Origin of the sequence: Pikeienuella piscinae, assembly GCF_011044155.1 — a bacterium.
Lineage (GTDB): Bacteria > Pseudomonadota > Alphaproteobacteria > Rhodobacterales > Rhodobacteraceae > Pikeienuella > Pikeienuella piscinae.
Genome location: NZ_CP049056.1, coordinates 2,453,792 through 2,468,421, shown reverse-complemented (window position 1 = coordinate 2,468,421; position 14,630 = coordinate 2,453,792). Strand labels below are relative to the sequence as shown.

General features: G+C 66.8%; 11 protein-coding genes. 7 read left to right on the top strand and 4 right to left on the bottom strand.

Annotated features, from left to right (window positions below):
- Nucleotide 1: 1 nt before the first annotated feature.
- Both gltA and gltX read right to left on the bottom strand, forming a co-directional pair.
- Nucleotides 2–1,297, bottom strand: a complete 1,296-nt coding sequence (gene gltA / locus G5B40_RS11795; protein WP_165098826.1) for a citrate synthase — start codon at nt 1,295–1,297, stop codon at nt 2–4.
- 72 nt (nt 1,298–1,369) lie between these two features.
- Nucleotides 1,370–2,785, bottom strand: a complete 1,416-nt coding sequence (gene gltX, locus G5B40_RS11790) for a glutamate--tRNA ligase (RefSeq protein ID WP_165098823.1) — start codon at nt 2,783–2,785, stop codon at nt 1,370–1,372.
- An 89-nt stretch (nt 2,786–2,874) separates the two neighbouring features.
- Here gltX and G5B40_RS11785 point away from each other — a divergent pair, with 89 nt between their 5' ends.
- The gene (locus G5B40_RS11785) at nt 2,875–4,995 is read left to right on the top strand and encodes a ComEC/Rec2 family competence protein (protein ID WP_165098821.1); all 2,121 of its coding nucleotides are present in this window, start codon (nt 2,875–2,877) and stop codon (nt 4,993–4,995) included.
- A gap of 47 nt (nt 4,996–5,042) precedes the next feature.
- Here G5B40_RS11785 and G5B40_RS11780 read toward each other — a convergent pair whose 3' ends face one another.
- Complete coding sequence (locus G5B40_RS11780; protein WP_165098819.1) at nt 5,043–6,917, bottom strand: hypothetical protein; 1,875 nt, start codon at nt 6,915–6,917, stop codon at nt 5,043–5,045.
- A gap of 71 nt (nt 6,918–6,988) precedes the next feature.
- On the opposite strand from G5B40_RS11780, the gene G5B40_RS11775 reads away from it, so the two are divergent.
- Nucleotides 6,989–7,957 carry a type 2 periplasmic-binding domain-containing protein gene (locus G5B40_RS11775; protein ID WP_165098817.1) on the top strand — a complete coding sequence of 323 codons (969 nt, stop codon included), beginning with the start codon at nt 6,989–6,991 and terminating at the stop codon, nt 7,955–7,957.
- 7 nt (nt 7,958–7,964) lie between these two features.
- On the opposite strand, the gene G5B40_RS11770 is transcribed toward G5B40_RS11775, so the two are convergent.
- The gene (locus tag G5B40_RS11770; protein WP_165098815.1) at nt 7,965–8,903 is read right to left on the bottom strand and encodes a S66 peptidase family protein; all 939 of its coding nucleotides are present in this window, start codon (nt 8,901–8,903) and stop codon (nt 7,965–7,967) included.
- Between the two features lie 149 nt (nt 8,904–9,052).
- Between G5B40_RS11770 and G5B40_RS11765 the strand changes: the two genes are divergently transcribed.
- The 5 genes from G5B40_RS11765 (at nt 9,053) to G5B40_RS11745 (ending at nt 14,602) form a co-directional block, all read left to right on the top strand.
- Nucleotides 9,053–9,841: a helix-turn-helix domain-containing protein gene (locus tag G5B40_RS11765; protein ID WP_246209848.1), complete on the top strand. Its 789-nt coding sequence runs from the start codon at nt 9,053–9,055 to the stop codon at nt 9,839–9,841.
- Nucleotides 9,842–10,341: 500 nt separating this feature from the next.
- Complete coding sequence (locus tag G5B40_RS11760) at nt 10,342–10,830, top strand: MarR family winged helix-turn-helix transcriptional regulator (protein WP_165098809.1); 489 nt, start codon at nt 10,342–10,344, stop codon at nt 10,828–10,830.
- Complete coding sequence (locus G5B40_RS11755; protein ID WP_165098807.1) at nt 10,827–11,528, top strand: SDR family NAD(P)-dependent oxidoreductase; 702 nt, start codon at nt 10,827–10,829, stop codon at nt 11,526–11,528. The genes G5B40_RS11760 and G5B40_RS11755 overlap by 4 nt, the downstream gene beginning before the upstream one ends.
- Entirely contained in the window at nt 11,529–12,860 is a 1,332-nt protein-coding gene (locus tag G5B40_RS11750) for an NAD(P)/FAD-dependent oxidoreductase (protein ID WP_165098804.1), read from the top strand.
- An 80-nt stretch (nt 12,861–12,940) separates the two neighbouring features.
- Nucleotides 12,941–14,602, top strand: a complete 1,662-nt coding sequence (locus tag G5B40_RS11745; RefSeq protein WP_246209486.1) for a peptide ABC transporter substrate-binding protein — start codon at nt 12,941–12,943, stop codon at nt 14,600–14,602.
- The last annotated feature ends 28 nt before the right edge of the window (nt 14,603–14,630 follow it).

Below are 14,630 nucleotides of genomic sequence, written 5' to 3'. Positions count from 1 at the left end.
TTCAGCGCCCTTCGACCTCGACATAATCGCGCGCGGTGGCGCCGGTGTAGAGCTGGCGCGGGCGGCCGATCTTCTGCACCGGATCCTCGATCATCTCCTTCCACTGGGCGATCCAGCCGACGGTGCGCGCGAGCGCGAAGATCGGCGTGAACATCGAGGTCGGGAAGCCCATCGCGTCGAGGATGATGCCGGAATAGAAGTCGACATTCGGGTAGAGTTTCTTGGAGATGAAATACTCATCCTCGAGCGCGATCTTCTCCAGTTCCTTCGCGACCTGAAGCGCCGGGTTGTCCTCGACGCCAAGCAGGCCGAGAACCTCGTCGGCGCTTTCCTTCATCACCTTCGCGCGCGGATCGAAATTCTTGTAGACCCGGTGTCCGAAACCCATCAGGCGGAAGGGATCGTTCTTGTCCTTCGCGCGGGCGATGAATTCGGGAATCCGGTCCGGCGTGCCGATCTCGCGCAGCATTTCCAGGCAGGCCTGGTTCGCGCCGCCATGCGCCGGACCCCAGAGGCAGGCGACGCCGGCGGCGATGCAGGCGAAGGGATTGGCGTGGCTCGACCCGGCGAGCCGGACGGTGGAGGTCGAGGCGTTCTGCTCGTGATCGGCGTGCAGCGTGAAGATCCGGTCCATCGCGCGGCTGAGGATCGGATCGACGACGTAATCCTCACAGGGAACCGCGAAGCACATGTGGAGGAAGTTCGACGCGTAATCGAGATCGTTGCGCGGGTAGACGAAGGGCTGGCCGATGGCGTATTTGTAGGCCCAGGCGCAGATCGTCGGCACCTTGGCGATCAGGCGCACGGTCGCAACCTCGCGCTGCCAGGCGTCGTTGATATCGGTGCTGTCGTGGTAGAAGGCCGACATCGCCCCGACGACGCCGCAGACCACGGCCATCGGATGCGCATCGCGCCGGAATCCGCGATAGAAGTTCACCATCTGCTCGTGCAGCATGGTGTGGCTCGTCACCCTGTTCTCGAAATCCTCAAGCTGCTGGGCGGTCGGCAATTCACCATAGAGGAGGAGATAGCACACCTCCAGGAAGTGGCTCTGCTTCGCGAGCTGGTCGATCGGATAGCCGCGATAGAGAAGCTCGCCCTTGTCGCCATCGATGAACGTGATGTCGGAGAAACAGGCGGCGGTGGAGGTGAAGCCCGGATCGTAGGTGAATCTGCCGGTTTTCTTGTAGAGCGACGCGACATCGATCACGTCGGGGCCGGTGGAGCCGGAAAGAATCGGCAACTCGTAGCTTTCACCATCGATCGTCAACGTCGCCATGCGTTGGGAATCAGGCATAACGTTCCCCTATCTAGCGGCGGGCGCCGCTGCTGAATGGTCGCGCCGCGGGGGGCGCGGAGAATGAGCGGCTCAGATCGCCTGATCCGAAAGCCGCGCGAGACTTTCGTCCCTGCCGAGGGTGACGAGGACGTCGAACACTCCCGGCGACGTCGTCCGTCCGGTCAAGGCGGCGCGCGTAGGCTGCGCGACTTTACCGAGTTTCAAACCTTCTTCTTCGGCGAAGGCGCGGGCCTCAATTTCCAGCGCCTCAGCGCGCCATTCGCTAACATTTCGCAAGCGCTCGGTCAATCTGGTGAGGCGCGTTCTGGCCTCTTCATCCAGCAATTTCATTGCCTTCCCATCCAGCTCCAGCGGTCGGTCGGCAAGAATGTAATACGCCGAATCAAGGAGCTCGATCAGCGTTTTGGCGCGCTCCTTCAGGCCGGGCATCGCCGAAAGCAGCATCGCGCGCTTCGCTGTGTCGGGCTCGGGGCGCCGCGTCAGCGCGGCGAGGTCCAGCGCCGCGCTCAGCAGCGCTTCGTCATCGGCGGCGCGCATGTGCCGGCCGTTCAGATTCTCCAGCTTGGCGAAATCGAACCGCGCGGCGGAGCGGCCGACGCCCGGAAGATCAAACCATTCGAGGGCCTCGGCGGTGGTGAAGAATTCATCATCGCCATGCGCCCAGCCGAGCCGGGCGAGGTAGTTGCGCATCGCTTCCGGCAGATAGCCCATTTCGCGATAGGCGTCGACGCCGAGCGCGCCATGGCGCTTAGAGAGCTTGGCGCCGTCGGGCCCGTGAATCAGCGGGATATGCGCGAAGACCGGCGGCGTCCAGCCGAGCGCGCGATAGATCGCGACCTGACGCGCGGCGTTGGTCAGATGGTCGTCGCCGCGAATGACGTGCGTGACGCCCATCTCGTGATCGTCCACGACGACCGCCAGCATGTAGGTCGGCCCGCCATCCGAGCGGAGAAGGATGAGATCGTCGATCTGTCCGGCGGGGAAAGTGACTTCGCCCTGCACCTGGTCGTCGATGGTGATCGCGCCCTCGCGCGGGGCTTTCAGGCGCACGGTGTAGGGCGCGTCGGGCCAGTCCTCGGGGCCCTTGTCGCGCCAGGGCGAGTGAAAGACCGGTGGCCTGCCGGCGGCCTTCGCCGCCTCGCGGGCCGCGCCGATCTCCTCCTGCGTCGCGAAGCAGCGATAGGCGCCGCCCGATTTCAGCATCCGCGCGGCGGCTTTTCGGTGCCGGTCGGCGCGCTCGAACTGGCTCACCGCATCGCCGTCCCAGCCGAGGCCGAGCCATTTCAGGCCCTCGTAGATCGCCGCCGTCGCCTCCGGCGTCGAGCGTGCGCGGTCTGTGTCCTCGATGCGGAGCAGGAACCTGCCGCCGCGGCCGCGCGCATAGAGCCAGTTGAAAAGCGCGGTGCGCGCGCCGCCGATATGCAGGTATCCGGTCGGCGAGGGCGCGAAGCGCGTCACGATTTCCTCGGCCGTCTTGTCGGTCATGTCTGGATCCTGCTGTTTGGAAAAACATGGCGCCCGTCGGGCGCGGCCTTTATGGCTTGAGGGACGGGCGAGGACAAGACGGAGGGGGAATGGAGCGGCTCAGGACGCTCTGGCTCGAGGAGCGGCAGGCGGCTCCTCTCTGGGCGCCGGTGCTGATCGGGCTTGGCGTGCAGATCTATTTCTGGTTGCCGGCCGAGCCCCCGGGCTGGACCTATTCGCTGGTGTTCGCCGCGCCGGTTCTGGTCTGGGCGATCTTCTGGCGGCGGCTCAGCCGGTATCCGCTCCTTGGCGGCGCGCTGATCCTGCTGGCGGTCGGGCTCTGCCTCGCCGGCGCGAGGGCGCGCATCGTGGCGGCGCCGGTGCTGCCGGCCTCGATCGACGCGACGGTGGAGGGGACGGTCCGGGAAATCACGCGCACCGCGACAGGCCGGCCGCGGCTGGTGCTCGACCGGCTTGTGATCTTCGGCGTCGGGGCGAACGCGACGCCGGAAAGGGCGCAGGTCTCGCTGCTGAGCGAGCGGCATCTCGACGGGCTTCGTCCGGGCGCGCGTGTTTCGATCTTCGCCCGGCTCGGCCCGCCCGGCGGGCCCGTGGAGCCGGGCGGGTTCGATTATCGACGCAACGCATGGTTCAAGTCGCTGGGCGCCATAGGGTTCGCCCGCGGCGCGCCGGCGGTGATCGGGGACGCCGGCGCGCCGGGGCTGACGCGCCGGCTCAGCATCGGGCTGGCCCGGTTTCGCGCCGAGATTTCAGCCGGGTTGCGCGCCCGGCTGCCCGGTGAAACAGGGGCTTTCGCCGCCGCGGTGACGGTCGGCGACAGGGCGGCGGTCAGTCGAGAGGCGACCGAGGCGCTTCGCGCGTCCAATCTCGCGCATCTGCTGGCGATCTCGGGGCTGCATATGGGGCTGGTGACGGCGCTGGTCTTTGGCGCGGCGCGGCTGATTCTGGCGGCGATCCCCCATACGGCCCGCCGCTGGCGAACGAAACGGCTGGCGGCGATCATCGCGCTCGCCGCCGCGACTGGATATCTGTTGATCTCCGGCGCATCTGTGGCGACGCAGCGGGCCTATATCATGGCGGTCGTCGCCCTTGTGGCGGTGATCGTGAACCGGCCTGCGATCACGCTCCGCGCGCTCGGCGTCGCGGCGATCCTGATTCTCGTGTTCAGGCCGGAAAGCCTTGTTCATGTCGGCTTCCAGATGTCCTTCGCCGCTACCGCCGCGATCATCGCCGGGCTCGATTTCGCGCGTGAGCGTGGCTGGACCGCGCGTCTCGGCGAGGGGGGAGTCGGCCGGCGGCTGGCGGGGTATCTGCTGGCGCTGACCGCGACCAGCCTTCTCGCCGGCCTGGCGACGGCGCCGTTCGCAGCCTTTCACTTCAACCGCGTGGCGAATTACGGGCTGATTGCGAATTTGGCGGCGGTGCCGGCAATGGGGTTCTGGGTCGCGCCGGCGGCGCTGGTGGCGGCTGCGCTGACCCCATTCGGGCTGGAGGGCTGGGCGCTGCAGGTGATGGGGCGCGGGATCGACGCGATCATGATCGCCGCGCGGTTCGTCGCCGGTCTCGACGGCGCGACGCGGGGCGTCGCCGCGGCGCCGCCGGTCGTCCTCACGCTGATCGCGCTCGGCGGGCTCGGAATGTGCCTCGGGCGCTGGGCGTTCCGTTGGGCGGGGGTGGCGCTGACCGTGGCGGGGTTTCTGATCTGGCTCGGCGTCGACGCGCGGCCGGAGGCCTTGATCGCGCAGGACGGCCGGCTCATGGGCGTGATGGGGCCCGATGGCCGGGCGCTCGACCACGCCAAGGCGCAATCCTACGCCGCGCGGAATTGGCTGGAGCGCGACGGCGACGACGCCAATCAGGAGGAGGCGGCCGCGCGCGGCGGATTCGCGCCGGGCTACGAGGGGTCCGTCGCGACGCTTTCGAACGGCTGGAAGATCGCCAATGTCCTTGGGCGGCGTCCGGACCCGAGCGGAATAGAGGCGCTGTGCGCGCCCCGCGTCCTGATTCTGGCGCCTGGCGCCTCGGCCGCTCCATCGGGGCCGTGCCGGACGCTATTCGGCGCCGGTCTCTCGCGACTGGGCGCGCTCGCCATCGACGCCGACGGCGACGCGGTGAGGATCAGGACCGCGGCGGAGGAGGCCGGGCGCCGCCCCTGGACTCTGGCTGCGGGGGGGGACGAGAGCCAGACCACGGGCCTGGCGACGGAGTGACCGCATGCGCGGAAGAGCCGGGCGTCTCGCGCCGGCGGGGTGAGCGGCTAGGGCGTCGCCGGCGATGGCGCCTGGCGGGCGGAGGCCAGGTCGGCGCCGGCGCCGAGATAGCGCGGCAGGAAATAGATCGGCGCGATCACCGCCAGCGCGTTGATGACCGCGGCGGCGACGAGACCGGCAGTGAGCTTGCCGTCGTCCCCGCTCAGCATTCCGATGACGTCCCTGGCGACGATCATTCGCCCGAGCACGGTGGCGACCGCAGCCCAGATCGGCAGCATGACGAGATCGAGAGGTTTGAAGATCGGCTGGTTGGCGATCCCGCGGAAGAAGGCGATCGCGACATAGGTTCCATAAACCGCCGGCGCCTGCACGTAGGACAACGCCGCCGGTCGGTCGAACTCGTCGCCCAGACGCGGGAGGAGCGAGACGAACACAACGACCATCGCGACGGCGGACACGAAACAGACGAGCACGTCGAAGGTCCAGTACTTCGCGCGGCCGGAGCCCCGGATCCCGAACCCGCTCTGGGTGGTGATCAGGTTCGCCATCAGAAACGCGGTGACGATCGCCGGCGATTGCATGACGATGCTGAAGACGACAACCTGGAACTGGTCGACCGGTCTTCCGGCCCATTCGCCCGCGGCGCCGAGAAGGACCGCGATCGGAATGCTCACGAAACTCACGGAAAGGATCAGCCAGGGCAGCACGTCAGCGCCGATCCGTTCGCGCGCGGCGATCTGGTCGCCGAAGCCGAGCTCCTCCAGAAACCGGCCCGGCGAGATGTTGCGCAGGGCCATCATCACCACGATCTGCATCAGTTGTTCGAGAAGGAGGTCGCAGCGCGTGCGGACGTCCTTGATGTTGCGCAGCATGTGGTCGGTCAGGACCTTGTCCTCATGTCGCGGCTGTCCGCCGATCCAGGATTTCAGCACGTTCCGCAGGATGTCGTCGTAGAGAATGACGGCGGCGCCGTCGTCGCCGCCGCGCTCGAAGCCGTGTTCATCGTGAAGATTGGCGATCTCGCCCGGAAACCTGGCGCCGTAAACGGAATCGATCGCCTGGCCGATGCCCCGGATCGAGGCGCGCACCGGGTCCATATCGCGCTCGATCCGGGCAAGGTCGTCCCTGAAGACGTCAATTCCGAGCTCCACGCGGCGGTCCGCGCTCAGTTCGCGGAACTTCCAGAGGATGAACTCCAGCCGGGGATAGATTTCGAGATAGCCGTCATCCCGGTTGTTCTGCTCGAAATCGGCCGCGTAGAGCCGGCGCGACTCCGGGCGCGTGTTCTGCGCGTCGATGAACCGCTCGATCTCGTCCGTTCCCGGGCTGAAGCGGGAGAAATCCTCCCGAAACGTGTCGACGAGGCTTGTCGCGCGGGTCGGAATGAACGCCGCGCGCTGCAGCATCGCGCGCCAGCGCGGCTCGACCTGCGGAAAGCCGAGAAAAGCCATCGCGACGGCGACGCCCAGAAGCAGCGCCTCCAGCGTATAGCGCGGGATCGCGCCCTCCATGGCCCCTTCGCCAAGGGCGCTCGAAACCTCGTTGGCGATGAATTTGGCCTGCAACGCTTGAAGAAGCCCGATGACCTCCGACGGGGTCGAATAGACTAGAAAGACGATGAACGCGCCCGTGAGCGCATAGATCGCCGCCCACATCTGATACTGGATCCAGGTGGTGAAATGCCGTGTCGGCCGCGCCGGAAAACCGAGCGGCTTGCGGGCCGGATCGGCCCAGTCGGCGAACTTGAGCCTGTAGAAGAAAAAGACCAGAGCGAGCGCGAGGACGACGATCAGCGTGGTCGGCGTCGTCCCGGCCCCGACATCCGCATCGTCCCGCAATTCGGGGCCCAGTCCGAGCCAGCCGCCGCCGTGAACGACGATCACGGCGAGAAAAACCAGCGCGCCGGTGACGGCATATTGCATATCTTCGCCAAGTATGGCTGACTAAATCGCAGGTTGCACTCTAAGGAGTGTATTCTACAGGAGCAAGTGCATTGGCGCTCCGTTCGCCACATCGTCTGCGTCGATTGACGGGCGCCGCGCTCGGGCTGTCGCTTTGCGCTTTGAGCGCGGGCGGCGCGACGGCGCAGGAGGTCTGCGGCGAAGAGGCGGCCCCCGACGTTCTCAGAATAGGCGTCCGATCCGACGCGCGCCCGTTTTCCTATCGCGCGCAAGACGGTGGCGCGGCGCGTTTCGCCGGCTACACCGTCGGCCTCTGCGCCGAGTTCGCGGAAGCGCTGCGTTCGACGGATGGAACACGCGCATGTTTTCGTGAGGTCGACCCGCAGACCCGGTTCCGGGCGCTCGACGCCGACGCGCCCGCGGATCTGGCGATCGACATGCTGTGCGGCGCGACGACCGCGACGCTGGAGGTTCGACGGAGGTTCGAGACCTCACTCTACACGTTCCTCACGGCGACGACGTATCTGCACAAGCCATCGGCCGATCTTTCCGGCGGCGCGGTGGTCGGGGTGAGAAAAGGCACGACATCCGACGAGAACGACAAGGCGTGGCGGCCGACCATTCGTTACCTTGAAACGGCTTTCCCCGGCGTCGCGCTCACGCACCGTCCGATGGAGAGCCACGATCAGGCCGCGCGGGCGCTCGCCAGCGGCGATATCGACATCTATGTGGCGGACCGGCCGATCCTCACGGCGATCCTGGAGAAATTGGCGGCGGAGGACGGGTTCCGCATCGACGACGGGGTCATCGTCGTCCAGCCCTATGCGGTCGTCTTTCCCAAGCGCGCGGACGCCAACGGCCCAAGGAGCGATCTCGCCTTTCGTTTCAACAGGTTTCTGATTGAACGAAAATTCGCGCCGGAGCATTTCGCGGCGTTTCGCAAGTCGCTGGTGGAACTGTTCGGCGCCGATCTCGATGTCGGCTTCCTGCGGATCGCGCGCATTCAGGGCGCGATCCCGATCGGCGAGCTGGCGGAGGCGGAAACCGCGCCGCGGAACTGACCCGGCGCTACTCCGCCGCGATCCGCGGGGCGGCGGCCCGGCGCCATATGCCCTCGTATGTCAGACGCGCGCCATCGGCGGAGACCTCCAGCCGCGCGTCAACGCCGAGCGGGATCGTCGCTTGCCGGCCGGCGTGGCCGAACGGGAGATCGAACGCGAGCGGCCCGGCGAACCCCTCCATCCGCGCGGCGGCCCGCCGGACAAACGCGGCCGGGTCGGGGTCGTCGGCGAGGACGCTCCTGCCGAACAGCACCGCCGCGCAGCGCGACAGGACGCCTGCCCGGCCGAGATGCCCCAGCGCCCGTTCGACGCGGTAGCCGTATTCGTTGATATCCTCGAGGAGGAGAATGGCGCCTTCGGGAACATCCCATTCCGGCGTGCCGATCAGCGATTCCAGAACCGCGAGATTGCCGCCCACGACCCGCCCCGCGACGACGCCCGGACGGTTGGGCGCGGCGCCGCGCGACTTCATCTCGACGATATCGCGCGCGCCCGCGAGCATCGCGAAAAGTTCGGCGGCGCCGGCGGCGTCCTCTCCCTTCGCGAGATCGACGGCCATCGGCCCGTGAAAGACCGGCGTTCCCGCCCTGCCGCCGAGCGCCATCAGGAGCGCGGTCGCGTCCGAATACCCGACGAACGGCTTCGGATTCGCCGCGATCCGGTCGAAATCGAGATGGTCGATGATGTCCGAAGCGCCCGCCCCGCCGCGCGTGCAGATGACGGCGGCGACGGAGGTATCCTCGAACGCGGCCATGAGATGGGCGGCGCGCATCTCCGGCGCGCCGGCGTAGCGACCATTCGGGGCCTCGTCTTCGCCGAAGAACGCCGTTCCATAGCCATGCGCTTCGATGCTCGCGCGACTGCCCCGCCAGACGCTTGGGTCCGGCCGGAAGGAGGGGCTCGTCAACCCGATCAGATCGCCGGCTTCGAGTGGTCTCAGTCTCATCCGCTCGCCTCGTTTCCTTGTCGTTCGCCCTGGCGGGCTGCGGCGCGTTGCGCCAAGGGGATTATGCCACGGCCCCGATTCGCGGCGCTATAGACAGGATCGGCCAGTTTCGGGCATTGTCGGACAGATTGAGACAACCGGTGACGGTCATGGCCGACGATATCGACTGGCCCATCGTGGCGGAGCGGCTTCGCAAGGCGCTTTCGCATCGTCGTATGCCGGTCCAGCAACTTGCCGACCAGAGCGCAGTTCATCGCAAGACCGTCGACCGCCTGTTGCAAGGCGAGCGGATTGCGCCGGACAGCCTGCTCAAGATCGAACGCGCGCTCGGCGAGCGGCTAGACGAGAGCGGCGCGCCGCCCGCCGCCGCCGCGCCCGGCGTCGCTGCGCCCGCCGCGAACGAGGGACTGAACCCTCATATTCCGGAGAGCTATGTCGGCGCTTATCTGATCTTTCGCCGTTCCTTCGATCACGCCGACAGGATCATCTGCTCTGCGCTGGAGATCACCCGCGATCCGGTCAGCGGACATGGCAGGTTCCACGAGCGGCTCAGAACCGTCGCGCCCGATGGCAGGAAGCATTTCAACGATTTCAAGGGCGATGTGAATCACGCGGTCGCGGTGGGCGCGTTGCAGCTTGTCGCCATCGACGACGGCTATCTGCGGACCGTCAACCTCGGGCGGCTCCGGCGTGAGGTGATGGAGGACGGCGAGACGCGAGAAGTCATGCGCGGCGTCCTTCAGACCATGAACGAGGTGCTGGATATCGGCTATTACCCGGTCGCAAGCCCGGTGCACGTGATGCGCACCGATCTTTCAGCGACCGAGGCTGAAAAGGCCGGGAAAACCGGCTCTTTCGGGCGGGAGGGCTTCTGGGAGCCCCGGATTGCGGCCGATCTCGACGAAGTCATGACGAAGTTCTTTCCGCCGAAAGCGTGAGGCGCCCCCGGACGGCCAGGCGCGTTCGGTAGGGTGGCGCGCATGTGCGCGGCGTTTTCGCGAGAGACGGACGCGGCGGCGGGGACGCCGTGGAGGGCGTTTCATATCGGGCCATCGACGGGGAGATCCGCCGCGATAGCGGCCGCGCTGATCCGTAGGAGGGCGGGCTCTAGACGGGCGCGTAAACGTATCGCCGTCTCGGGCGGAACATCCCGATATAGTGGCGCGGATGGACGTGTCGTCGCGCCGGCCCCTCATCATCACGGCGATGTGGAGGATGAAGCGGACGCCATTCGGCGCTTATCCTTCGCCCGAAGGCGGAGTCCCGCTTGAGCGCCTGTTCTTCGTTCAGGCTGGAACAGGCGGGCCGGCAACCCCACGGCGAGCGCGCCCGCTCTCGTTTCCTGCCCCGGCGGCGCCGTAGGGGCCGATTATAGTTGCGAATCACAACAGATGTCGCGTTGAATGAATTTGCGCGTTTCAAGGCGAACCCGGTGTTGATGAGCGAGAAAAAGTTCAAACCGAGGCGCTCTACGCCACCAGGCGTCGATCTGGACATGCTTGAGCATCTCCTAAGCTTCTATCTGCGCGCCGTCAATTATGGCCTCTCGCGCGACTTGGACCGGCGGATGGACGGGCTTGAGGTGGCGCAGGGCACCGGGAAGATCACGGCGCTCCTGCTGATCGACTCCCACCCCGGCCTCCGCCCTTCAGCCATCGCCGCGGCGACGCTTCGCGACCGCCCGTCGATCAGCCGGATCATCGCGCCCCTGGTGGACTCCGGACTGGTGGAGAAGCGGATCGCGCCGCATGAGCGGCGCGCTTCGGAGCTCTTCATCACGCCGCGCGGCCATAAAGTCGCGGAGCGCGTCCGGCGTATCGCCAAGGATCAGTCGGAGACGTTCTTTTCAGTGCTGCCAGAACAGGACCGGGACCAACTCATGAGAATACTGCGCGACCTCTATCTGAAGATGAGAGTGGAGCAATGAGCGCGCGGAGCGACCACCGCGTTGCGCTGATCACCGGCGCCAGCCGGGGCATCGGGGCCGCGATCGCCCGCCGGCTTCAGGATGAGGGCTGGACGCTTTCGCTCGGAATGCGAACGGAGACACGTCCCGAAGGGATCGACGCATCCGCGCATGTCATTCAGCACGATTGCCTCAAGGCGGATGAAGCCGGTTGGGTCGACGTCGTGCGGGAACGTTTCGGCCGTATCGACGTCGTGATCTGCAGCGCCGGCGTCATGACGCCGAAATCCGTGATCGAAGCGACCGACGACGAGCTCGACCGGATGTGGGAGGTGAACGTCAAGTCGCCGCGGCGGCTGATCCGGGCGGCATGGCCGCAGCTATGCGAGAGCGGGCGTGGACGGGTCGTGCTGCTGGCGTCGCTTTCCGGCAAGCGCGTGAAGTCCGAGACGAGCGGCGCTTACGCCATGACCAAGCACGCCGTCATGGCGCTGAACCACGGCGTCCGGCAGGCGGGCTGGCGCCATGGCGTGCGCGCGACTGCTGTCTGCCCGGGCTTTGTCGCCACCGACATGGCGCGCGCGATCACCGATCATCCGGCGGAGGAGATGACGCAGGCCGAAGATGTCGCCCGTCTCGTCTCGCTGGCGCTGGAGACGCCGAACGAGGCGGCGGTCGCGGAACTGCACGTCAATTGTCTGCTCGAGGAGTTCTACTGAATGCCCGGCCCGCGCCCCACCCCCGTCCATGGCGACGCCGATCTGCCCGAGGCCGTCGATGTCGTGGTGATCGGCGGCGGCATCATCGGCGCCTCGACGGCGCTGGAGCTGGCCGAGCGTGGGCAGCGCGTCGCGCTCTGCGAAAAGGGCGGCGTCGGGCATGAGCAGTCGAGCCGCAACTGGGGCTGGGTGCGGATTTCGCGCCGCGACCCGCGCGAGGTGCCGCTGATGGCGGAATCGCTGCGCGTCTGGAGCGGGCTGAACGAGCGCGTCGGGGCCGAGACCGGGTACCGGCGCGCCGGCATCGCCTTCATGTGCGACACCGAGGAAGAGGTCGGCAATTACGATCGCTGGCGCCGGCATGTGGAGCCTTATCAGATCGGCGCGCGCATCCTGTCGCGCGCCGAGATCAAGGAGATGTTTCCGGGCGCCGACCTGCCCTATCCCGGCGCGCTCTATACGCCCGAGGACGGGCGGGCGGAGCCGCAGAGGGCGGCGCCGGCCATCGCCGAGGCGGCGCGGGCGAAGGGCGCCGCGATCCTGACCGAGTGCGCGGTGCGCGGGATCGAGACGACCGGCGGCGCCGTCTCCGGCGTGGTGACGGAGCGCGGGCCGATCGCCTGCTCCGCGGTGGTTCTGGCGGGCGGCGCATGGTCGAACCTCTTCTGCGGCAATCTCGGCCTCGATCTGCCGATGCTCGGCGTAGTCAGCCATGTGCTGCGCACGAAACCGCTGGAGGGCGGGCCGGAGGCGGCGGTATGGTGCGGCGAATTCGCGATCAGGAAACGCCTCGACGGCGGCTACACGATCTCGCGCGGGTCGGGCAACACGGTGGACATCGTGCCGGACTCGTTTCGGTATGGCCGGCGGTTCTTCTCGGCGCTGCGGATGCAGCATCGCGACCTGAGTTTCCGCTTCGGCGGACGGTTCTTCCACGAGTTGAACCGGCCGAAACGCTGGCGCTTGAACGAGGCGAGCCCGTTCGAATACGAGCGCGTGTTCGATCCGAAGCCTTCGCCGAAAATGCTCCGGAATCTGATCGGCGCGGTCGCGAAAAGCTTCCCGGCGATGGCGGCGGCAGAGATCGCGCAGAGCTGGGCCGGCTGCATCGACGTGACGCCGGACGCGATCCCGGTCATCTCCGCCGTCGAGGGAACGCCGGGCTTTCACATCGCCACCGGGTTTTCCGGCCACGGATTCGGCATCGGGCCCGGCGCCGGGCGGTTGATGGCCGATATCGTCACCGGTTCGACGCCCTGCGTCGATCCGAAGGAATTTCGTTTCTCCCGTTTCACCGATGGGAGCAAGATCGCCCCGCAAGAAGGGTTCTGACCGCGACGAATCGGAGCGCCGGCCCGGGTCGGCGCCTCGCAACAGCAAGACAACGCTTATAAACAGAGAGGTGTCGACCAATGACCACGCACAGTTCCAAGGGCCGGACGCCCGCCCGCTCAGGGATCAGCCGCCGGGAGACGATGAAGCTCGGGGCCGCGGCCTTTTTGATGTCGAGCGCGGCGAGCCGCGCCTTCGCCGCCAATGACGCCCCGTCGGGGCAGGTGATCGTCGGCTTTTCGCAGGAGCCGACGGTCTTCAACCCGCACATGCTGCATATCGAGGTCGACGAGGGCGTTCACTGGAACGTGTTCGACCCGCTCTTCGGCGTGCTGCCGGACGGCTCCTTCTACCCTGCGCTCGCCAGCGAGGTGCCGAGCGTCGAGAATGGCGGCATCTCCGAGGACGGCTTGAAATGGCGGGTGAAGCTGCGCGAGGGCGTGACCTGGCATGATGGCGAGCCCTTCACCGCCGAGGACGTGAAATACACGCTCGAACTGATCGTCGATCCGGATTTCCGCTCCGGCCGCCGGACCGGGCACGAGCTGGTGCGCAATATCGAGGTCGTCTCCGACCATGAGATCACCTGGGAGATGGAGGCGCCCTTCGCCCCGTATCCGGCGATCCTGGCCTGGACCTTCATGGTGCCGAAGCACATTCTCGGCGAAGCGGCGGACCCGAACACCGCGGACTTCAATCAGGCCCCGGTCGGCACCGGCGCCTACAAATGGGTCGAGCGCATCGCGGGCGACCACATCACGCTCGGGGCGAACAAAGAATACTGGGGCGAGGGCCCGCATCTGGAGCAACTGGTCTTCAAGTACATTCCCGACATGACGGTGATGTACACCCAGTTCAAGACCGGCGACATCGACGTCATCGCGCTCCAGGGGATCACGCCCGACCATTACGAAGAGGCGAAGGGGCTGGACGGCAAGACGGTCGTCATCGCGCCCTCGGCGGCGATGGAGTCGATCTCGCTCAACATGGAGCGGCCGCAGTTCCAGGATCATGCGGTGCGCCAGGCGCTTTATCACGCGCTGGACAAGGCGACGATCATCGAAGCGCTCTATTACGGCATCCCCAACCCGACCGAGAGCTACATGCCGCAGCAGTCGCTCTACTACAATCCGGACCTGCCGAAGCATGAATACTCGATCGAGAAGGCGAACAAGCTGCTCGACGACGCCGGCTGGGTGCGCGGCTCCGACGGAATCCGCGAGAAGGACGGCCTCCGCCTCGCCTTCACCAACTCGACCACGGCGGGGAACCATACGCGCGAGCAGATGCAGCAGTTCGTGCAGCAGTCCTTCGCCGAGATCGGCGCCGAGATGACCATCAAGAACCTGCCGCCCGCGGTGATGTGGGGCGAATACTGGATGATGTCGCAATGGGATTCGGTGGTCGTCGGCATCACCTTCGTCACCGGACCGGACCCGGACACCTCCGACTATTTCAGCTCCACCGCGATCAACGCGCAGGGCGGCGCCGGGCAGAACACCTGGCAGATCAACTTCCCCGAGGTGGACGAGCTTCTGCAGGAGGGCGGCCGGATCTTCGTGCCGGAGGAGCGCAAGAAGGTCTATTTCGAGATTCAGGAGATCATGCGCGAGAAGCTGCCCTTCCTGCCGATCTTCCAGTACGCGAACCTTCGCGGCCACAAGGACGGGCTGGAGGGCTACACGCCGAACGTGAACCTCCGGATCACGACCTGGAACGTGAACACCTGGAAATGGGCCTGAGCTGACCGTCGTCGCCCCGCGCCTGCGG

What these genes read in the sequence shown, in the direction of transcription:
- G5B40_RS11760 (WP_165098809.1), top strand. Translation starts at nt 10,342, where the DNA reads ATGAGCGAGAAAAAGTTCAAACCGAGGCGCTCTACGCCACCAGGCGTC.
- G5B40_RS11770 (WP_165098815.1), bottom strand. Translation starts at nt 8,903, where the DNA reads ATGAGACTGAGACCACTCGAAGCCGGCGATCTGATCGGGTTGACGAGC.
- G5B40_RS11755 (WP_165098807.1), top strand. Translation starts at nt 10,827, where the DNA reads ATGAGCGCGCGGAGCGACCACCGCGTTGCGCTGATCACCGGCGCCAGC.
- G5B40_RS11785 (WP_165098821.1), top strand. Translation starts at nt 2,875, where the DNA reads ATGGAGCGGCTCAGGACGCTCTGGCTCGAGGAGCGGCAGGCGGCTCCT.
- G5B40_RS11750 (WP_165098804.1), top strand. Translation starts at nt 11,529, where the DNA reads ATGCCCGGCCCGCGCCCCACCCCCGTCCATGGCGACGCCGATCTGCCC.
- G5B40_RS11765 (WP_246209848.1), top strand. Translation starts at nt 9,053, where the DNA reads ATGGCCGACGATATCGACTGGCCCATCGTGGCGGAGCGGCTTCGCAAG.
- gltA (WP_165098826.1), bottom strand. Translation starts at nt 1,297, where the DNA reads ATGCCTGATTCCCAACGCATGGCGACGTTGACGATCGATGGTGAAAGC.
- G5B40_RS11780 (WP_165098819.1), bottom strand. Translation starts at nt 6,917, where the DNA reads ATGCAATATGCCGTCACCGGCGCGCTGGTTTTTCTCGCCGTGATCGTC.
- gltX (WP_165098823.1), bottom strand. Translation starts at nt 2,785, where the DNA reads ATGACCGACAAGACGGCCGAGGAAATCGTGACGCGCTTCGCGCCCTCG.
- G5B40_RS11745 (WP_246209486.1), top strand. Translation starts at nt 12,941, where the DNA reads ATGACCACGCACAGTTCCAAGGGCCGGACGCCCGCCCGCTCAGGGATC.